Origin of the sequence: Larkinella soli (assembly GCF_003703975.1) — a bacterium.
Classification (GTDB): domain Bacteria; phylum Bacteroidota; class Bacteroidia; order Cytophagales; family Spirosomataceae; genus Larkinella; species Larkinella soli.
Genome location: NZ_QTJY01000005.1, coordinates 123,352 through 144,281 on the forward strand (window position 1 = coordinate 123,352; position 20,930 = coordinate 144,281).

Here is a 20,930-nt window from a genome sequence, read left to right on the forward strand (position 1 = left end):
GATAAAAAGCCCAACTTTATCTGGGAACGAGTCAATTCCTGCACTTATTCCCTCCTGATGGCCTGATTTGCCGCTTTGCGGGCAAGCCATTCCCTCGGTTCGACCCGTCGGCGACAACATTCGGAGGTACGAAAAGTTGAATAGATTGGCTACAAACGATCGAACTATGAATACATCCGGAAAAAGCAGTGGGCCGGGTCTGCCGACCTGGTTATGGGGACTGGCGGGCGTGGGGACCCTGATGGCCGTCAATTCCATCCTGAGACAACGGCGAAAAACCGACTTTCGGGGGAAAACCGTAGTGATCACGGGCGGATCGCGGGGTCTGGGGCTGGTGATGGCCCGCCAGTTCGCGCAGGAAGGCGCCCGCATCGCCATCTGCGCCCGCAGCGAGCCGGAACTCGAACGCGCCAAGGCTGATCTGGAAGTGTTCAATGTGGAGGTCAATACGTACGTCTGTGACCTGAGGCAGCCCGTCGATATCCGGCGGTTCATTCAGGCCGTGCAGCAGGATATGGGCGACATCGACGTGCTGGTCAACAATGCCGGCATCATTATGGTGTCACCGATCGAACACTTCACCGAAACGGATTTCAGGGAGGCCCTGGAAACTAATTTCTGGGCCGCTTACCATACGACTGAGGCCGTGCTGCCCCAGATGCGCCGGAACCGCTCCGGACGCATCATCAACGTCTCCTCATTCGGCGGCCGGGTGCCGTTTCCGCACCTGCTGCCTTACATCACGGGCAAATTCGCCATCGTCGGCTATTCGGAGGGGCTGCGGGGCGAGTTGTTGAAGGACGGCATTTATGTGACGACGGCCTGCCCGGGGCTGATCCGGACGGGCAGCCCCCGCAACGCCATCTTCAAGGGACAGAACGAGAAGGAATACGCCTGGTTCAAGATCGGCGATTCGCTGCCGGGCCTGTCGCTGAGTGCGGAGGAAACCGCCCGCCAGATCATCGACGCCTGCCGATACGGGGAGGCCGTCCGGATCACGACGGTTCCGGCTAAAGTCATCACGGCCCTCCACGGCTTGTTTCCGAGCCTGACCGGCGAGGTGCTGGCCGTCATCAACAACCTGCTGCCCGAACCTGGCGGCATCGGCGAGCAGCGGGCGCAGGGCAAAGACAGTGAGACGGACCTCTCCTATTCGTTCCTGGCCGGCCCGACCGACGAAGCCGCCGACCGCAACAACCAGCTCGGCCCGAAATAAATCTCAGTCGACGAAAAAGATGTAGTACTGAGTCAGAAGAACGGCGATTCCTCCGAGCAGCATGCAGATGGCGTAGATGCGGTAAACCTGCGCGGTGGTGTCCCGGCCATTGGGCATGACGGCAATTTTCTCCGGGTTATTTGGGTCGTACCGGATCTGTAAGGTCTGCCCCACCGCCACTTTTTTGGGTTGCAGCAGCAGGTCCGGCTTAGCTTCATAGGCTTTGCGGTTGACGGTGTACTGCATGATGGGTGCAACCATATAGCCGTTGTTGGTTTCGACGCTGGACAGGGCGATCACTTCGCCGTGCGTAATCTGGGCGGTTTCCATGAACCGGCGGTGCCGACGGAGTCTGGACCAGAAATACCAGGCCAGCCCGAAAGGGCAAATAATAACGACACAAAGCAGAACAATCAGAAAAATTTCCATGAGGTAGCAGGGCTGGTGAATGACGGAAGCAAAGTTCGGTCATTCACCGGCCCCTGTAAATCCGCAGGAACCTGTATTTCGCCTACGGGAAAACCTGTATTTTCAGCCGCAGAGTTGTTAACTTGCTGTTTCAAAATCGCTCCTGACCCAACCCATGAAAAAAATAGCCCGGTGGCCGGCGCTGTCCCTGATCCTGATCTCTCTCGCCGTCGGTTCGGCCTTTAGCCAGACGGCCCCCGCCCGGCGCGGTACCGTCGAACGCATCAAAGTTCACGGGAAAGCCCTTGAAGGCAATCTGGAAGGGGATTCTCCCGACCGCGACGTGTCGGTTTATCTGCCGCCGAGCTACAAAACCGACTCGAAACGGCGGTATCCGGTGGTGTATTTCCTGCACGGTTTTACGGACAGCGACGATAAATGGTACGGCTTCACCAAACACTGGATCAACCTGCCCGAAGTCGTCGATCAGGCTCTCGCCGACCCGAACCTGCGCGAGATGATCCTCGTGACGCCCAACGCCTTCACCCGGTATCAGGGCAGTATGTATTCGAACTCCGTGACGACGGGCAACTGGGAAGAATACGTGGCGAAGGAACTGGTGGGGTATATCGACAGCCACTACCGCACGCTGGCCCGGCCCGAAAGCCGCGGGCTGGCGGGCCACTCGATGGGCGGCTACGGCTCGATGCGCATCGGCCAGAAATACCCCGACATCTTTTCGAGCGTCTACCTGCTCAGCCCCTGCTGCCTGACGCCGAACATGAACGCCCCCCAGAACCCGGCTGCGATGGCCAAACTGGAGGCCGTCAAAACCCCGGAAGACATCGAGAAGGCCGATTTTATGACCAAGGCGGCTTTTGCCTCGGCCGCGGCCTGGTCGCCCAACCCCTCCAACGGGCCGTTTTTCCTGGACCTGCCGGTGAAGGACGGACAACCGCAACCGATGGTAACGGCCAAATGGGCCGCCAACGCCCCGCTGGCTGCCATCGACCAGAACATCGGCAACCTCCGAAAACTGCACGCCATCGCCTTCGACGCCGGTGACAGGGACGCCGGCATTGCCGCCAGCATCAAAGTCCTGGACCGGGTGCTGAACGAATACCGGGTGCAGCACACCTACGAAGAATACGAGGGCGACCACATCAACCGGATTGCCGACCGCATCAGCCGGAAAATGCTCCAGTTCTTTACGCAGCACCTCGCGGCCGAGCCGAAACGAAAGTGAATCCAGTGATCAGAAGAACGATTTCATCAACTAATCCATGAGATTTTCCTTATTTTCCCTTGCGTCCTTTGCGCTTATGACCGCCTTTACGCCGGCCGACGCTCCGACCGACTCCGAGAATCCCTTCTTCAAGCCCTATGACACGCCCTTCGGGGTTCCGGCTTTCGACAAAATCCGGCCCGCGCATTTCGAACCGGCTTTCGAGGAAGGCATGAAGCAGCAGACCGCCGAGATCAGGGCCATCACGAGCCTGAAACAGGCGCCGACCTTTGCCAATACCATCGAGAGCCTCGAAGCCGGCGGGGACCTGCTCAGCCGGGTCAGCACGGTGTTCTTCAACCTCAATAACGCCCATACCAGCGAGGCCATCCAGAAAATTGCGCAGACCATCGCCCCGAAGCTCTCCCGGCAGGGCGACGACATTGCCCTGAACCCCGTGCTGTTCCAGCGGGTCAAGGCGGTTTATGATCAACGCAACAGCCTGAAGTTGAGCCCTGACCAGCAGCGGCTGCTTGAAAAGACCTACAAGGGCTTCGTGCGCGGAGGGGCCGCCCTCCCGGCCGAAAAGCAGGAACGGCTGCGGAAAATCAACGAGGAACTGTCGGTGCTGACGCTGAAATTCGGGCAGAACGTGCTGGCGGAAAACAACACCTACGCCCTCATCGTCGAGCGGCAGGAGGACCTAAGCGGCCTGCCGGCTTCGCTCGTGAATGCGGCCGCCGAAGAAGCTAAAAAACGCAACCAGCCCGGTAAATGGGCCTTCACGCTCCAGAATCCGAGCATCATGCCGTTCCTTCAGTATGCCGACAACCGGGCGCTGCGCGAACAGCTTCTGAAAGCCTATCTCGAACGGGGCAACCACAACGACGAGCGTGACAACAAGGCCATCATGCAGAAGATGGTCGAACTGCGGGCGGAAAAAGCGCAGCTGCTGGGCTACGAAAACCACGCGGCCTACGTGCTGGAGGAAAGCATGGCCAAAACGCCCGCCAAAGTCAGTGAACTACTGAATCAGCTCTGGGCCGCCACCGTGCCCGTCACCAGGCAGGAAGCCGCCGAATTGCAGGCCCTGATGGATAAGGAAGGCAAAAATCAGAAGCTGGAAAGCTGGGACTGGCGCTATTACGCCGAAAAACTTCGGAAGCAGAAATTCGACCTCGACGAGCAGCAGCTTCGGCCTTACTTCTCGCTGGAAGGTGTGCGGGACGGTATTTTCATGCTGACCAACCGGCTTTACGGCCTCCGCTTCGAACGCCGGACCGACCTGCCGGTATACCAGGAGGACGTGGTGGCCTACGAGGTGAAGGAAGCCGACGGGAAACATCTGGGCATCATTTACATGGACTTTCATCCGAGGGCCAGCAAACGCGGGGGCGCCTGGATGACCAGCTACCGCCGGCAGGAGGTGAAAAACGGCCGGAAGATCACCCCGGTGGTGTCCATCGTCTGCAACTTCTCCCGGCCCTCCGGCGACACGCCCGCCCTGCTCACGCTGGACGAAACCCGCACCTTCTTCCACGAGTTCGGCCACGCGCTGCATGGGCTGCTGTCCAACGTGCATTACGCCAGCCAGTCGGGCACGGCCGTCCCGAGGGATTTTGTCGAGCTGCCTTCGCAGATCATGGAGAACTGGGCCGTGGAGGGCCGGATGCTGAAACTGTTTGCGAAGCATTACCAGACCGGTGAACCCATTCCCGACGCGCTCGTCGACAAAATCAACAAAAGCCAGCTGTTCAACCAGGGCTTTGAAACGACCGAATACCTGGCCGCGTCCCTCCTCGACCTCGACTACCATACGCTGAAACCCGGCCGGACCCCGACCGACGTGACGGCGTTCGAGAAACAGTCGATGGAGAAGATCGGCCTGATCCCGCAGATTCCGCCGAGATACCGGAGTACTTACTTCCAGCATATCTTCTCGGGCGGTTATTCGGCGGGCTATTACAGCTACATCTGGTCGGCGGTGCTGGACGCGGATGCGTTCGAGGTGTTCAAACAGAAAGGACTTTTCGATCCGGCGTCGGCCCAGTCGTTCCGGAAGAATATTCTGGAGCGGGGCGGCACCGAAGAGCCCATGAAACTATATCTGAATTTTCGGGGCGCCGAACCCGACATCAAGCCGCTCCTGCGCCGTCGCGGGCTGCTGAAAGCCCTGTAACCGGGGCCGGAAACCGGACGGCTTTTCCCTGTAATATCATAAACCCAAAACCTTAATCATGACGAAATTCCTTCCGGGTTTTCTGCTGCTGTTCGGGCTTCTGGCCGGCCGGGCCGACGACGTTCCGCAGGCCGACCTTTCCAACGGTTCCGTTAAGGCCAAACTCTATCTGCCCGACCCCAAAGCCGGTTATTACCGGGGCGTTCGCTTCGACTGGTCGGGCGTGATCGCCGGCCTCGAATACAAGGGGCACACCTATTTCGGCCCCTGGTTCGACCGCTACGACCCGTATCTGCACGACGCCATCAGCGGCCCCGTGGAGGAGTTTTCGGCCCTCGGCTTCGATACCGCCAAACCCGGCGAACCGTTCGTCAAGATCGGGGTCGGCAGCCTCCGGAAGACGGAGGACACCAAATACCAGTTCGTGACGCCTTACCAGCTGATCGACGGCGGAGCGTGGTCGGTGGACAAAAAGAAGGATCAGGTCCGGTTTACCCACAGGCTGAACGACGCGGCCGGGTATTCCTATGAATACGAAAAAACGGTGAAACTGACGAAGGACAAGCCGGAAATGGTGCTGGAACACCGCCTGAAGAATACCGGGAAGCAGCGCATCGAAACGGCCGTCTACAACCATAATTTCCTGGTGATCGACCAACAGCCCGCGGGCCCGGACTTCCGGGTGCAGTTTCCGTTTACGGTGAAGGCGATGGACGACCTGAAAGGCATGGCCGAGGTGCGCGGCAACGAACTGACCTATACCCGGCCGCTCCAGAACAAGGAGAGCTTTTACACCATTCTGCAGGGCTACGGCCCCGACGCGAAGGACTACGACATCCGGGTCGAAAACCGCAGGACCGGCGCGGGCGTCCGCATCCGGGGCGACCGGCCCTTCTCCAAGCTAGCCTTCTGGACCAACCCCCGCAACCTCTCACCCGAACCCTTCATCGGCATTCAGCTCGAACCGGGCCAGGAATTTACCTGGAAGCTCTCCTACGAATTTTATACGCTCAACCCCTGAGCGGGTGGACCAATGCGCCGAGTGTGGCCTCCGTGATCAGCCGATTTTCACGGAGGTCATCGTCAGCGAACCACCGACGGCCCCGTCGTAACCTCCCCTCCTGTCATGTCCCGGACCCGTTCAGGGCTGCCCGGGCCGAATATTTCACCGCGAACAACGCCCCGCACACCCACCGAAATCAGGAATGGCCGGCGGCTGCTCCGTGGCCGCGATGCGTATTCAACGCGTGAACCCGTGTGCCGGAACCTTCCGGACTGCCTTCGGCACCGGATCTCCTCTACAAGTTCCCTCATCTTTTTCCGAAAAAAGTTTTATATATAATATTCTTATATATATTTGCCGGTATTGGTTTCATAGTGATCCACCTTTCCGGCCCGTCCACATCCTATGCTTATTCATTACCTAACTCTTGCTCTGCGGAACCTCCGGCAAAACCGGGCGACCAGCGCCATCAGCATCCTGGGCCTGGCCGTGGGTCTGGCCGGCGGGCTGACCATCTTCCTGGTGGTTCATTATTTTTTCAGCTTCGACCGCTACCATCCCCACATGGACCGCTCGTTCTGGATCGTCACCGACATCCGGCAGGAGCGGGTGATGCCGACCGACGCAGCTCCCCGTCCGCTGGCCGACGTCCTGCGCCGGGAGTATCCGTTCGTCGAATCGGCCGTCCGGCTGGAAACCTTTTTCGGGCGCACGATCAGCGTCCCGGACGGTCGGGGCGGCTGGTCCGGCAAATTCGGCGAAGCCCGCAACCTCTGCTTCACCGAGCCGCAGTATTTCGACCTGTTCGGCGTGGAATGGGTGCGGGGAGACCCGAAAACCGCCCTGGCCGCGCCGAATACCATTGTCCTCAGCGAACGGTACGCGCTGAAATATTTCAATACCGCCGAGGCCCTCGGCCGGAGGCTCCGGCTCGACAACCGGACGGACCTGACCGTGACGGGCATCATGAGAAACCCGCCCGCCAACACCCAGCTTCGCTACGACGCTCTAATTTCCTACGCTACCATCCCGGTTCTGGAAGGAAAAGAGGCCCTTCAGGACTGGACCGGCCTGCAGGCGATGTGCTTCGTGCTGCTCCGGGAAGGGGCCGGCCGGCAGGAACTGAACCGGGTGCTGCCCGCCATCCGCCGGAAATACTATGCGCCGAAGGATATCGCCCATTTCGGTTTCGAGGTGCTGCCGCTGGAAGACCTGATGCATGAACGCAGCGGTACCGCCCCGCGCCCGATCCTGTACGCGCTGATCGGAGTGGGCATCCTGCTGGTGATGGCCGCCTGCATCAACTTCGTCAACCTCGCCACCGCCCGGGCGCTGAAACGGTTTCGGGAAATCGGGGTCCGGAAGGTCGTCGGCAGCACCCGCGGGCAGCTGATCGGCCAGTTTCTGCTGGAAACCGCCCTGCTGACCCTCCTGGCGGTCCTGGTCGCTCTGGCGCTGACGCAGTCGGTTCTGCCGGCGGTGAACCGGATTCTGGCGTCTCAGATCGAAATGCTCGACCCCCGGATTTCGATACTCGATCTTTTTCAGTCCAGGGCTCTGTTCTGGTTTTTGGGCCTGATCGTCGGAGTCGTCCTGCTGGCGGGGCTGTATCCGGCCCTGGTGCAGTCCGGCTTCAACCCGACGACGGCCCTGAAGGGCAAACCGACCAGCCGGCCGGGCGCCGGGCTGCTGGTCCGCAAGGGGCTGATTATCGGGCAGTTCTTTCTGGCTCAGCTATTTGTAATGGGCGTGCTGGTCATCACCGTTCAGCTTCGGCACATGCAATCGGTTGAGTGGGGGTTTCGACAGGACGCCAGGCTGGTCGTCTGGCTGCCCCGTGAAGGAGGAGTCGATCCGGACCGGCTCCGGGCCCGCTGGCTGGCGGTGAAGGGCGTGGAGCAGGTCACCTTCGGCAGCGACCTGCCGGCGACGCCCTACAACCGGCCGAGTCCGTTCAGCTTCCACACCGCCACCGAGCCGGAATCGTTCGATACGCGGGTGCGGGCGGCCGACGAGCAGTATCTTCCGGCGTTCGGCCTGCCGCTGGTGGCCGGGCGCAACTTCAGCACGGGCGACACGACGGCGCAGGAAGTGATCGTCAATGAAGCCCTTGTCAGACAACTGGGACTATCGTCGCCCGGCGCGGTGCTGGGCCGGCGGATGCGGGTGAAAGAGGCCGACCGAATCATCGTCGGTGTGGTGAAGGACTTCCGGAGCGGGGATCTCCACCAGCCCGTCCTGCCGGTAACGCTCATCCACGACCTGGCGCATTGTCAGGTGGCCGTCCTGAGCCTGCGCTCCACGGACTCCGCCACACTGAAAGCCGTCGAGCACGTCTGGGACCGGCTGCTGCCGGAGCAGGTCTACCGGGCCAAACCGGTCGATGAACTGCTTCGGAGCTTCACCGACATCGAGCGCCTGCTGGCCGGGTTCGTCCAGGTTTTCGCCCTGCTGGCCGTCGGGATGAGCTGTCTTGGGCTGTATGGGCTGGTGACGTTCCTGGCGGAAACGCGTTCGAAAGAAATCGGCGTCCGGCGGGTGCTGGGCGCGCGGACCTCGCAGCTGCTCTGGCTGTTCGGGCGGGAGTTCGGTCTGCTGCTGGGGCTGGGATTCCTGGCGGCCGTGCCGCCCGGCTGGTGGCTCATGTCGATCTGGCTGGCGCAATACGCCCACCGCATCCCGATCAGCGGCTGGATGTTTGCCGGCACCCTCGGCCTGACCCTGCTTCTGACCGGCCTGACCGTATTCCGGCAGGCCCTGAAAGCCGTCCTGACCAATCCGATTCATTATCTGAAAAACGAATAACCCTCCTCCATGAAATCGATCATCGCGCTCCTTTTGCTGCTGAGCCTCACCGCCTTTTGCAAGCCGGGCCCAAACCGTTCGGCTACGGCTCCCCCGGCCGGAAAAACGCAGATTCTCTGGGACACCCACGGCGTCCCGCACGTCTACGGCTCCAGCACCGAGGCCATGTACTACGGTTTCGGCTACGCCCAGATGAACAATCACGCCAACCTGCTGCTGCGACTGTACGGTCAGGCCCGGGGCCGGGCCGCCGAATACTGGGGGGCCGAATACCTGTTTTCGGATAAGCTCGTGGCTCTTTTCAACCTGCCTGAACGCGCCCGGAACCAATACCGGGCGCAGGACCCCGACTACCGGCCGTATCTGGACGGCTTCGTGCAGGGGCTGAACGCCTGGGCACAGGTCCACCCCGACGCCATCGGGCCGGAATTCCGGCCGGTGCTGCCCATCACCGCCGAGGACGTGCTGGCCCACGTTACCCGGGTGATTTGCCTCGAGTTTATCGGCGGAGCGGAAGCCGGGGCCGCCCGGCTCATGCCGCCGGGGTCCAACGCCTACGCCATCGCCCCTTCGAAATCGGCTTCCCGGAAAGCGATGCTGATGGCGAACCCGCACCTGCCGTGGGAGAACTTCTTCCTGTTCTTCGAAGCGCACCTCAACGCCCCCGGCTTCATGGCCTACGGGGCCTCGCTGGTGGGGCAGCCGGTGCTGAACATCGCCTTCAATAATCACCTCGGCTGGACGCACACGGTCAATACCATCGACGCGGCCGACCGCTACGTGCTGACGCTTCAGGACGACGGCTATGTGCTGGACGGCGCCAAACAGCCCTTTGAAAAGAAGCCCGTCACGCTGAAGGTGCGACAGCCCGACGGACGGCTTCAGGAGCTGACCATCACCTGCCGGTACAGCCAACACGGGCCGGTGATGGAGAGCCAGGACGGCAAAACCTACGCATTGCGGTTTGCCGGGCTGGACAATGCCTCGATGCCCGCCCAGCACCACGCGATGGCGAAAGCCGGCAGCTGGCCGGAGTTTGAAGCGGCCCTGAAACGGCTTCAGCTGCCGATGTTCAACGTAATCTATGCCGACCGGACCGGCAACATCCTTTACCTGTTCAACGGCAACGTTCCAAAACGCAGTGAAGGCGACTGGCGGTTCTGGATGGGGGCCGTCGACGGTACCTCCTCCAAATACATCTGGACCGAAACCCTGCCTTACAAAGACTTGCCGGCGGTGTTCAACCCGCCTACCGGTTTCGTGCAGAACGCCAACGACGCCCCCTGGAGCAGTACTTATCCGGCCGTGCTGGACCCGAAGGCGTATGCGCCCTACGTGTCGCCGGTCGGGATGCCGCTGCGGCTGCGGCCCCAGCGCGCCATCCATCTTGTCAAAGACGATGCGTCGATTACCTTCGAGGAGTTGGCCGGCTACAAGCTGAATACCGGCATGGAAGCCGCCGACCGCCTGCTCGACGATCTGCTGGCCGCCGTCGAACAACACCCGGACAGCACCGCCCGGCAGGCGGCCGCGATTCTGAAAAACTGGGATAAGGCCACCAACGCCGACAGCCGGGGCGCCGTGCTGTTCGCCCACTGGCTGGACCAGTTCCACCCCGGCATGGCCGCGGTTCCGTGGGACCCACAGCGGCCCGTCGATACGCCCGACGGCATCCGGAACCCGAAACAGGCGGTGGAACTGCTGGTGAAAGCCGCCGGACAGGTGCGGCAGAAATACGGTAGGCTGGACGTGGCCTGGGGCGAAGTGAACCGGTTCGGGCCGGAAGGGAAGGATTTTCCGGCCAACGGCGGCTCGGAGCAGTACGGTATTTTCCGCACCATCTATTTTGCCCCGGACCCCCGCAACCCGAAGGTGAACCGGGCCGTGGCCGGCGATACCTACGTGGCCGTGACGGAATTCGGCGACAAGGTACGGGCGATGGTGGCGCTCAGCTACGGCAACGCATCACAGCCCGGCCACAAACACGCCGGGGACCAGTGGAAGCTGCTGTCGGAGAAGAAACTCCGCCCCGCCCTCCTGGAAAAACCCGACATCCTGAAACACCTCGAAAAGCAGGAAGACCTATAAAAATTTCTATATTTGCCAAAAAGACCTATGCATCCTGCTCAACGGATAACGGCACTTCGAAATCCAGGGTCGATTTCTTTCGAGCAATACCTGGCTCGTGAAGAAAGGGCGTTGGAGAAACACGAGTTTTACAACGGAAGAACGAAAAGAATGCCCGGAGGTACGTTAGAGCATAACCTGATTGCCAGTAATTTCACATCCTTGCTAAAATCGGCCGTCCGGCCCCTATCGACGAAATATTTCGTCCTGAACAGCGACCAGAAAATTTATATCGAGACGGCCCGGACCGCCGTTTATCCGGACGCCCTGGTGATCTGCGAAAAACCAATTTTCTGGAACGACCGACGTGACCTGATCGTCAATCCGCTCGTGGTCGTCGAAATCCTTTCCCGCACCACGAGCCGCTATGACCGGGGCGACAAGTTCCTGCTTTACCAGCAACTTCCGAGTTTCCGGGAATATGTTCTGGTCGAGCAGGACCGGCCGGAAATCGAAATCTGGTTCCGCGAAGAGGAAAATCTCTGGCGAAAAACCGTTTATAACGGTTTGGAAGTCAGGGCTTATCTCCGCTCGCTGGAGATTCCGGTCCTCCTGTCCGAAGTGTATGAAAATGTATCCTGGTCGTAGTGAAACCGCGTCTCACGTCAGGTAAATACCATCTTCCTTAATGATGATCCGGCGTTCGCGGTAGAGGGCGCCGACGGCTTTTTTGAACGTCTTCTTGCTCATTTCCAACAGGTCGTAGATCTCCTCCGGATCGCTGTGGTCGGTCAGGGGGAGAAAGCCCCGGCGTTCTTTCAGGGCGGCCAGAATCCGGTCGGTACCGGCCTCCACGTTCTGATAACCCGGTTTTTGCAGGCTTACGTCCACCCGCTCGTCTTCGCGCACCTGTTTGATGTAGCCCGTCAGCCGGTCGCCGGGATAAATCTTCCGGAAAATCTCGTTGGCGTAGACCAGCCCCCGGTAGCGGTTGTTGATGATGACGTTGACGCCGAGGTCGGTGGCTTCATAGGCCAGCAAAGCAACCTCCTGGCCTTCTTCCAGGTCCGGGCGGCCGGTATCCAGAAACCGGTTGATGCGGGCCGACGCCACCAGCCGCTCGGTATCGTAATCCAGATACAGATAGACGATGTACCAGCGCCCGACCTCCATCGGCCGGGCCTGCTCGCGGTACGGCACCAGCAGGTCCTTCTCCAGCCCCCAGTCCAGAAAAGCGCCGACGCCGGTGACCGACACCACCTGCAAGCGGGCAAACTCGTTGCGCTGAATTTTGGGAATCAGCGTGGTCGCAATGAGCCGGTCCTCAGAGTCGGTATAGATGAACACGTCGATCGTGTCGTCGACGCGCAGATCGAGCGGTACGTACTTGTTCGGCAGCAGGACGTCGTTGCCTTCGTCGTCGCCGAGGAAAAACCCGACGCTGGTTTCGCGCAGGGCGGTCAGGGTGTTGATTCGTCCGATAATGATCATTACTTCTGCTTTTCCACCCAGGCGTCCATCTTCCGTTCCAGCACGTCGAGCGGCATACAGCCGTCTTTCAGGAATTCGTCGTGGAAGGCCGCCAGGCTGAATTTTTCGCCCAGCTGCTGTTCGTATTTCCGGCGCAGCTCCCGGATTTTGATGGACCCGATCTTATACGACAGCGCCTGTCCCGGGATAGCCATGTAGCGTTCGATCTCGGCCACGGCACCCTGTTCGGCAATCGGCTCGTTGTCCATCATGTATTTAATGGCCTGCTCGCGGGACATCTGTTTGGTATGCAGCCCTACGTCCACCACCAGCCGGATGGCCCGGTGGATCTCGTCGCTCAGGGCGCCCATGTACTGATAGGGGTCGGTATACAGCCCCAGTTCCCTGCCCAGCGACTCGCAGTAGAGCGCCCAGCCCTCGCCGTAGGCCCCGTACCACGCAAACCGCCGGAATTTCGGCAAACCGGTGTTTTCCTGCTGAAGCGAAATCTGGTAATGGTGGCCCGGAATAGCCTCATGCAAAAACAGCGACTCCATACCCGAGGTGATGTTGAATTTCGACGCGTCGGGAATCGGGACGTAAAAAATACCGGGCCGGCTGCCGTCCGCCGAGGGCTGGTTGTACTCCGCGCTCGCCGAAGCCTCCCGGAACTTCTCCGTCTGCCGCACCTCGAATTTCGACTTCGGCGTCTGGGTGAACATCTTCTGGAGGTTCGGCTCGATCTTCGTCAGGATGGCGTTGAATGCCGCCAGCACCTCCTTCGGCTGCTGGTAGGGATAGAATTTCCGGTCGGTTTTCAGGTAGTTGAAAAACGCGTCCAGCGAGCCCTGAAAGCCCACCTGCTGCTTCACTTTTTCCATCTCCCCGCGAATCCGGGCCACTTCCTCCAGGCCGGTCCGGTAGATTTCTTCCGGCGATTTGTCGGTCGTCGTCCAGGTCCGGACGAGGTAGTTATACAGTTCCGGCCCCTGCGGAACGGCGTCGATGCCGGAGGTCGCCCGGGCTTTCGGCAGGTATTCGGTCTTCAGGAAATCGCCCAGCTTTTTGTAGGTCGGCACGATCTCTTCCTGAATGGCCTTGCGGTACGCGGCCGTCAGGCGGTTCTTTTCCTCCGGGCTGAAGTCGTTCGGCAGGCGGCTGATCGGGCCGTAGAAGAGGCTCTGAGCCGGGTCCGTCACCACCAGCTCTTCCATCTGCGGGATCATCTTCACCACCAGACTTTTCGGCAGCACCATGCCGGCGGCCAGGCCCTTGCGGAAGTTGGCGACGGCCGTGTCGCCCCACACCCGGAAGGCCGATACCCGTTTCAGCCAGTCGTCGTAATCCTTCACGGTTTTAAACGGCTGCGCGCCCACCCCGCTCCCCAGCTGCCCGAATTGCAGCGGCAGCCCTTCGAACTGGTTGAACGGGATGTATTCCGAGTGGAATTTATATTGCTCCAGCTGAAGCTCCAGCTCCTGTTTGAGAATATCGTAGGAGATTTTGTCCTCATCCGACAGCCCGTTGCGGTCAAAGGCGTTCAGTTTCCGGAGATATTCGGTATAAAACGTTTTCGTCCGGTTCAGAAATTCCTGGGAAATGCTGTTCGGAAGCTGGTCGTTGTAGCGGGGATCGCCCTGGGTGGTGGCTTCAAGCGGGAACAGCTTCAGACGGTCTTCGAAATAGGCGTCCAGTACCTTTCCGAAATCTCTGCCGGAGCCGGCGCCGGTTTCGCCGTTCTGATTGGAATTACAGGCCATGACGACAGCGGCCAGGGCGGCCGACAAAAGCAGGTTTTTCATCATTCTCTCACAGGTAACAGGGTAAAGAAAGTGCCGGAAAACGGTATTCGGCACAAGTTTACGATAATTCGGTCAAAAACCGCAGGGCGGCTTTCGGGCTTACAATCCGGGGGCCAGCCGCTTCACGATCTGCACCACCACGACCGGCAGCAGCCCCGCCAGGGCAATCAGTTCCAGCTCGACGGTCGTCATGGGCCGGATCGCCAGCACGTCGCGCAGGAACGGCACGTAATAGGTCAGCACCAGAATGACCACGCACACCAGCAGGGCGTACCAGATGAACCGGTTGCGGGTGATCTCATTGGCAAAAAACCGCCGGACCGACGGCCGCCCCTGGGTCGAATACAGGTTGAACACGTGCAGCAACTGCGCAAAGGAAAGCGCATAAAACGTCAGGTTGTTGCCCTCGTCCTGCGTCAGGCCCAGCCGCCGGGTCCCGATGAAGTAGACGCCCAGCACCGCGGCCGTGATAACCAGGGCGTAGAATACCACCCTCCGCCAGTCGCGGGTGTCGAGCAGGGGCGTTTTGGGGTCGCGGGGCGGGTCCTTCATTAGCCCCCGGTTTTCGCGCCCGACGCCGAGCGCCAGGGCCGGAAAGACGTCCGTGACGATGTTGATGAACAGAATCTGCAGGGGCAGCAGCGGGTTGCCCACATTCAGAAAGCCGGCAAACGTCACCACAAAAATTTCGCTGAGGTTACAGGACAGCAGGAACAGCACGAATTTGCGGATGTTCTCGAAAATGACCCGCCCCTGGGCGATGGCCACCACGATGGACGCAAACGAATCGTCTTTCAGGACCATGTCGGCGGTTTCGGCGGCCACCTGCGTCCCGCGCAGCCCCATTGCAATGCCGATGTCCGACTTCTTGAGCGCGGGCGCATCGTTGACGCCGTCGCCGGTCATGCCGACGATGTCGCCGTTCTGCTGGTAGAGGTCGATCATGTCGAGCTTCTGGGCCGGGCTGACCCGGGCGAACACCCGGCAGGCCCGCAGCCGCTCCCGTTCAGCTTCCGATAGCTGGTCGATGGGTTTCAGGTCTTTGCCGGTCAGGACGATCTCCTCGCCGGGCTCGATGAGCTTCACCTTGGAGGCAATGGTCAGGGCGGTGGCGGGGTGGTCGCCGGTCACCATAATGACCTTGATGCCGGCTTCGCGGCAGGATTGCAGCGCCGGGGTCACCTCGGTGCGGGGCGGGTCCAGGAAGCCGATGAGGCCGAGGTAGGTCAGGTCGCCGTCGGCGAAGTTATCGCCCGGCCGGGTATCGGCTTCGCGGTAGGCAAAGGCCAGCGTCCGCAGCCCGTCCGTCGCCATTTTTTCGGAAATATCGGAATAGGTTTTCCGTTCGGCTTCGTCCACCGACGTACAGCGGTCCAGCACCTCCTCGGCGGCCCCTTTGACGGCCACCAGATACCGGCCGTCGCGTTCGTGGAGCGTCGCCATGATGCGCGTGTCGGAGCTGAACGCCTTCTCGGCCCGACGAGGAAACTGCCGGATGATCTCCTCCGGGTTACGGCCCGCGCCGAGGGCAAATTTCAGCAGCGACACCTCCACCGGGTCACCTACCTCTCTGGCTTCGCCGTCCGCCAGATCGTAGTCGGCATTGTTGCAGAGAATCCCGACCTGCACCAGTTTGTCAAAGGTTTCGGATTCCAGCAGACCGGCTTCCCCGTCGACCAGCGTGAGCTTCCCGGCCGGGGCATCCACCGTGATCCCGACTTTCCCGCCGGGCAGTTGGAGCGTATCGACCTCGATGCGGTTCTGGGTCAGCGTGCCGGTTTTGTCGGTAAAGATGACGTTGGTGCCGCCGAGCGTCTCGACGGCCGACAGGCGTTTGACGATCACCTTGTTTTCGGCCAGCCGCAGCATTCCGTAAGCCAGCGCGATCGTCGCCACCACCGACATCCCTTCCGGAATGGCGGCAATGGACAGGGCCAGGGCGGTTTCGATCAGCTGCACCGGCTCCTCCTTCCGGATCAGCCCGACCACCAGAAAGAGCGCGGCCAGCCCGACCGTCACCCAGATCAGCACCTTCGCCAGGGCGTCCAGTTTGGCTTCCAGCGGAGTGGCCGAGCGTTCGGCCTCCTCGACCATCGTCGCAATTTTGCCCAGTTCGGTTTTCTGACCGATGCCCGTCACCAGGGCCCGGCCGTTGCCGGCCGTCACGGCGGTGCCTTTGAACAGCCGGTTGAGCTGGTCGCCCAGCGGGGCGTCGGGCGGGGGTATCTGCGTGTCTTTGGCAACCGGCAGGGATTCGCCCGTCAGCGCCGACTCGTCGACCTCCAGCTGGTTGACGTCGAACAGGCTGGCATCGGCCGCCACGACGTCGCCGGCTTCGACCACCAGCACGTCGCCGAGGGTGATGTCCTCCGACGAAACCTCCCGAACCCGGCCGTCGCGCAGGACGCGGGCGGGCGTGGTGTCGAGCTTCCGCAGGGCATCCATCGACTGACTGGCGTTCCATTCGAGAATGAAACCGGTGATGGCGTTGATGAGCAGCACGGCGATGATGGCAAAGCCCTCGACGGTGTCGCCCAGAAAGAAGGAAAGGACGGCCGCGGCCGCCAGAATGTACACGATGATCCCCGTAAACTGCCGCAGCAGGATGGTCGGCCAGCCTTCCCGTCTGGTTTCCTGGAGAGCGTTGGGGCCGAGCTGCTCATACCGGCGCCGGGCTTCGTCGGCGGAAAGGCCGCTGCGGGGGTCGGTTTGCAGGTCCTGCACCAGTTGTTCAATGGAAAGGCGGTGCGGGGTGTCGGGCGTGTTGAGGATGGTTGGATGCGGCATGGCAGGCCGGTTGACGGTTGAGAAAAATTAACAAAACGTTTATAGGGGTAGAGAAAGCAAAGCGTGTCTTTCCGTTAAAAAAGTCATTCTCTGTACGTTGTCGAAACGAAAGGCGACTTTTTCTATATTTACCGGATTACATTTCATTTTCCCGTATGCAACCCGCAATCCCCTCGTCCTACTCCTCCGACCTGACCCGCCCCGCCGACCGGGCCACCGACTGGCGGCTGGGAATCCCCACTTATATCTACGCGGTCGTGTTTTCGTCGCTCTGCATCGTCTGGGGACTGCTCTGGGACATTATGTGGCACATGAGCATCGGCCGCGACGGCCTGTTTGCTCCACCCCACCTGCTGATGTACGTGGGGGCCGTGGTGGCAGGGCTGTTCTCCGGCTTCAAGATTCTGCAGCTCACCTTCCGGAAAAACGACCCCGGCCGCCGGGAGTCCGTACGGTTCTGGGGCGTTTTTTACAGCTCACTGGGTGCAATGTACTGCGTTTGGGGCGCATTGGCAATGCTGACCTCCGCTCCGTTCGACGACTGGTGGCACAATACCTACGGTCTGGACGTCCAGATTCTGACCCCTCCGCACACGGTTCTGCTGCTCGGGATGATGACCGTCCAGTTCGGGGCCATGATCGGGGTACTGGCCCTCCAGAACCGGAATGCCGATGCCTCGGTGAAGGCCACCGGCGAAAACCGGCTTTTCTTCGATCGTCAGGCGCTCCGGCTGCGCGTTCTGTTCGGCATCTCGGCGGGGCTGCTGCTGGCGGTTCTCTTCACCCTGCTGGCCGAGAAGCTGGGTAACTGGCGGTCGCACCATTCGTCGTATTACATCACGGCGGCCATCGCCTTTCCGGTGTATCTGCTCGCCGTCGGACGGGCGTCGATGCTGCGGTATCCCATCACCATCATCTGCTTCATTTACCTGTTCACCATGCTGATTCCCAGCTGGATATTACCACTCTTTCCCGCAACGCCCCGGCTGGGGCCGGTCCTGAACCCGATCACCCACTACCAGGCATTCGTGTTTCCGCTGCTGCTGTTCGTGCCCGGTTTTCTGCTCGACCGGTTGCTGGAGCGCGTCAACCCGCCGGACGGAACCCGCCGGATGAACGACTGGGCACTGGCCGGCGTAGCCGCAGTGCTTTTCGTAGGCGCCCTGCTGGCGGTCCAATGGTATTTCGGGGCGTTTACGCTTCAGTCGCCCCTGGCCCGAAACTGGTTTTTTCTGGCCAATTCGTGGTCGTACAGCGACGATCCGAACTGGGCCTACCGGTATGATTTCCACCCGTCGCTGCTGGAGGCTCCGGCCGGCTTCGTCAAAGGCATCGGCATCGCGCTGGCGTGTGCCTTCGTTTCGGCCCGCATCGGCCTGCTCTGGGGCAACTGGATGAAACGCGTACAACGGTAACCCACCGAGCCTGATTATTTAAAAACATGAAACGATTCTTCCGATTTCTGCTGTGGGCGCTGCTGCTCACCGGCGGCACATTCTCTTTCGCCCACGTCGGCAGCCCCGGTGTGCTGGTGCAGAAGCAGTCCGGCAAATACCGGGTGCTGGTTAATGTAATACCGCCCGACGTCGTACCGGGCACCGCCAAAGTGACGGTGTTCGTCGAGCAGGGCAACCCGACTTCCATTCTGGCCCGGCCGGTCTTTTTCGGCTCCGGCGACGAAGGGGCGCCCACCCACGACGAACTGAAAGCCGTGGCCGACCATCGCTTCGAGGGCATCGTCTGGCTGATGGATACCGGTTCGTCGAGCATCGAACTCGAACTGAACGGCCCTGACGGAAGAACGCCTGTCGTGGTGCCGGTGGTGTCCGTGGCGACGGCCCAGCGAACCATGCCCGCCGAAACCGGCGTGGTGCTTTCCATCGTCGGGCTGCTGCTGGTCATCCTGATGGTGACCATCATCGGGTCCAGTCTGGCCGACAGTACCCTCAAACCGGGCGAGGCCGTGCCGCCCCGGTTTCGGCGCAAGCGGCTGGTCGGCATGGGCATCGGGGCCGTCCTGCTGGTGCTGCTGCTGGCCGGCGGTCGCACCTGGTGGAACAGCTGGGCCGACGATTACCGCACCCATCAGCTCTATACCCCGCTGCCGATCCGGACGGAGGTAAAAACCGAGGGGGCGCAGTCGCTGCTGAGCATTCACTTCGATACGACCGGGTTTCATGAAAACCGGCAGAAACGCCGGATGCTGAGTTTCGTCGTGCCCGACCACGGCAAGCTGATGCACGTCTTTCTGGTGCGGGCGCCGGGCCTCGACGCCTTCGCCCACCTGCACCCCGACCGGCGCGATACGACCACGTATCAGGCCCAATTACCCCCTCTGCCCGCCGGAAAATACCTGCTGTATGCCGACATCGTTTACCGCAGCGGTTTTGCCGAAACCCTGACGGACACCATCGCCCTGCCCGCTCGCCCGGCGGCCTCCGCCCCCCCGACCGACCCCGACGACAGCTGGATGGTGGCCGAGCCGATGGGCGTCAAAGCCAACGCCGTGGGCGTGCCGCACCTCGATGACGACATGGTGCTGTGCGGTATTCCGGGCGCTTCCTCGAAGCTGGCCGACGGTTCCAGTATGCTCTGGATGGATAAACCGGGGCAGGTGCTGGAAGCCGGAAAACCGTATACCCTCAAATTTGCGCTGGCCGACGCCGGGGGCAAACCGGCCCCGATCGAGCCGTATCTGGGCATGAGCGGCCACGCGGCCATCGTCCGGTCGGACGGGTCGGTGTATATCCACCTGCACCCCGTCGGGACGTATTCGATGGCGGCCGAGTCGTTCATGGTCGACCGGATCGCCGACACCACCCGGCGCTTTACGTTTCCGAACCCGGCGGCCTTCCGCGACAGCGTCGACCGCTTCGTGGCCCGGCTGAAACAGGCACCGGAAGCGGAGAAAAACCGACTGCTGGCGGCTTCAATGCCGGGCATGTCGCACGATATGAAGGTGAACAACATGGTGGAGTTCCCCTATGCCTTTCCGCGCTCCGGCCATTACCGGATCTGGGTGCAGGTCAAACGCAACGGCCGGGTGCTGACCGGGGTGTTCGATACGCAGGTGAAGGAAAGCATCCTGTGAGCTACGACTTCATTTTCTCCCGGATGGGAAGGTACTGCCGTTTCAGCCAGCGGCTGAGGCCGTCGAGGCCGGGGAAGAGCACGCGCTCGTTGACGTTGGCCTGATCGAGCTTGTCGCGAATTTCCCACTTCAGTTCGTAGGGAATGATGATTTTTCGGTAGACGTCGGGATGGTTGCGCAGCCATCCGTCCATGCCGGTGAGCGGGTTGGAGATGACCGAAAACAGAGCGAACTGGTTCACGATCCGGTCGTCGATGGAGGGCGGCTCGAAAAACAGGGCGAAGTCCTCCGCCCCGGCCAGCCCGTCGAACTCCGACAGCGAGGGAATATCCTTCAGCATTTCGACCGTAAAGACGTCGGCTCCTTCTTTTGCCAGCAGCGACCGGAGCGCTTCGGGAACCTGCTCGTGGACTTTTTTATAGTCGACGCACCAAACCGCCCCGTCGCAGTCGTATAGCAGAGGATTGTCGGTAACGAAATGCAGGGCGACGTAGGGCGAGAAGGTCCAGTCGAGCAGGCGGGTCGGCAGGCCATGGTGCTGGGCCACGGAGAGCCAGTACCAGAACGAGCCCTGGTCGACCACGTCGCGGTGGGCGTACTTCTTGAAGTTCCGAACCAGGTGCCCCTCCAGCTGGGCATGGTTGTCGGTCAGCCGCATGAGCGAAGTGGCGAGGGTAAAGTCGGCGCAGGAAAGCCCCCGGAACGCAAAGGGCGGTCGAAACCGCTGAATCTCGTCGATCCAGGCGTTCTCGTACAGACTATCCTGCAATTCATTCCAGCTACTGATTCGCGTTTCCATTCCCATGCGCCACTTTACCGTTGTTGACACAAACCCGCCTTCGGGACCGTTTGTTAGGAGGGCCGGGCTAAAATTGAA

14 protein-coding genes are annotated in these 20,930 nt (G+C 61.0%); 9 read left to right on the plus strand and 5 right to left on the minus strand.

Annotation, left to right across the window (positions count from 1 at the left end):
- Positions 1–166 precede the first annotated feature (166 nt).
- Entirely contained in the window at positions 167–1,216 is a 1,050-nt protein-coding gene (locus tag DX909_RS14315) for an SDR family NAD(P)-dependent oxidoreductase (RefSeq protein WP_229311046.1), read from the plus strand.
- Between the two features lie 3 nt (positions 1,217–1,219).
- Here DX909_RS14315 and DX909_RS14320 read toward each other — a convergent pair whose 3' ends face one another.
- Entirely contained in the window at positions 1,220–1,645 is a 426-nt protein-coding gene (locus DX909_RS14320; protein ID WP_128545866.1) for a DUF3592 domain-containing protein, read from the minus strand.
- Positions 1,646–1,799: 154 nt separating this feature from the next.
- On the opposite strand from DX909_RS14320, the gene DX909_RS14325 reads away from it, so the two are divergent.
- The 6 genes from DX909_RS14325 (at position 1,800) to DX909_RS14350 (ending at position 11,551) form a co-directional block, all read left to right on the plus strand.
- Positions 1,800–2,870, plus strand: a complete 1,071-nt coding sequence (locus DX909_RS14325; RefSeq protein WP_128545867.1) for an alpha/beta hydrolase — start codon at positions 1,800–1,802, stop codon at positions 2,868–2,870.
- A 37-nt stretch (positions 2,871–2,907) separates the two neighbouring features.
- A complete protein-coding gene (locus DX909_RS14330; protein ID WP_128545868.1) occupies positions 2,908–5,028 on the plus strand; it encodes a M3 family metallopeptidase in 2,121 nt (706 codons plus the stop codon).
- Positions 5,029–5,086: 58 nt separating this feature from the next.
- On the plus strand, positions 5,087–6,049 hold the full coding sequence (locus DX909_RS14335) for a hypothetical protein (protein WP_128545869.1): 963 nt from the start codon (positions 5,087–5,089) through the stop codon (positions 6,047–6,049).
- Between the two features lie 387 nt (positions 6,050–6,436).
- Positions 6,437–8,836, plus strand: a complete 2,400-nt coding sequence (locus DX909_RS14340; RefSeq protein ID WP_128545870.1) for an ABC transporter permease — start codon at positions 6,437–6,439, stop codon at positions 8,834–8,836.
- 9 nt (positions 8,837–8,845) lie between these two features.
- On the plus strand, positions 8,846–10,924 hold the full coding sequence (locus DX909_RS14345) for an acylase (RefSeq protein ID WP_128545871.1): 2,079 nt from the start codon (positions 8,846–8,848) through the stop codon (positions 10,922–10,924).
- Positions 10,925–10,951: 27 nt separating this feature from the next.
- Entirely contained in the window at positions 10,952–11,551 is a 600-nt protein-coding gene (locus DX909_RS14350) for a Uma2 family endonuclease (protein WP_128545872.1), read from the plus strand.
- Positions 11,552–11,563: 12 nt separating this feature from the next.
- Here the strand turns inward: DX909_RS14350 and DX909_RS14355 are convergent, their stop codons facing one another.
- The 3 genes from DX909_RS14355 to DX909_RS14365 form a co-directional block, all read right to left on the minus strand.
- The gene (locus tag DX909_RS14355; protein ID WP_128545873.1) at positions 11,564–12,394 is read right to left on the minus strand and encodes a CvfB family protein; all 831 of its coding nucleotides are present in this window, start codon (positions 12,392–12,394) and stop codon (positions 11,564–11,566) included.
- A complete protein-coding gene (locus DX909_RS14360; RefSeq protein WP_128545874.1) occupies positions 12,394–14,175 on the minus strand; it encodes a DUF885 domain-containing protein in 1,782 nt (593 codons plus the stop codon). The genes DX909_RS14355 and DX909_RS14360 overlap by 1 nt, the downstream gene beginning before the upstream one ends.
- Before the next feature lie 99 nt (positions 14,176–14,274).
- Positions 14,275–16,962 (minus strand): cation-translocating P-type ATPase, encoded by a 2,688-nt coding sequence (locus DX909_RS14365; RefSeq protein WP_128545875.1) that lies wholly within the window; start codon positions 16,960–16,962, stop codon positions 14,275–14,277.
- 155 nt (positions 16,963–17,117) lie between these two features.
- Between DX909_RS14365 and DX909_RS14370 the strand changes: the two genes are divergently transcribed.
- On the plus strand, positions 17,118–18,377 hold the full coding sequence (locus DX909_RS14370; protein WP_128545876.1) for a hypothetical protein: 1,260 nt from the start codon (positions 17,118–17,120) through the stop codon (positions 18,375–18,377).
- A gap of 26 nt (positions 18,378–18,403) precedes the next feature.
- Positions 18,404–20,053: a DUF8832 domain-containing protein gene (locus DX909_RS14375; RefSeq protein WP_128545877.1), complete on the plus strand. Its 1,650-nt coding sequence runs from the start codon at positions 18,404–18,406 to the stop codon at positions 20,051–20,053.
- Between the two features lies 1 nt (position 20,054).
- Here the strand turns inward: DX909_RS14375 and DX909_RS14380 are convergent, their stop codons facing one another.
- Positions 20,055–20,852, minus strand: coding sequence for an FRG domain-containing protein (locus tag DX909_RS14380; RefSeq protein ID WP_128545878.1), 798 nt, complete (start codon positions 20,850–20,852; stop codon positions 20,055–20,057).
- Positions 20,853–20,930 lie beyond the last annotated feature (78 nt).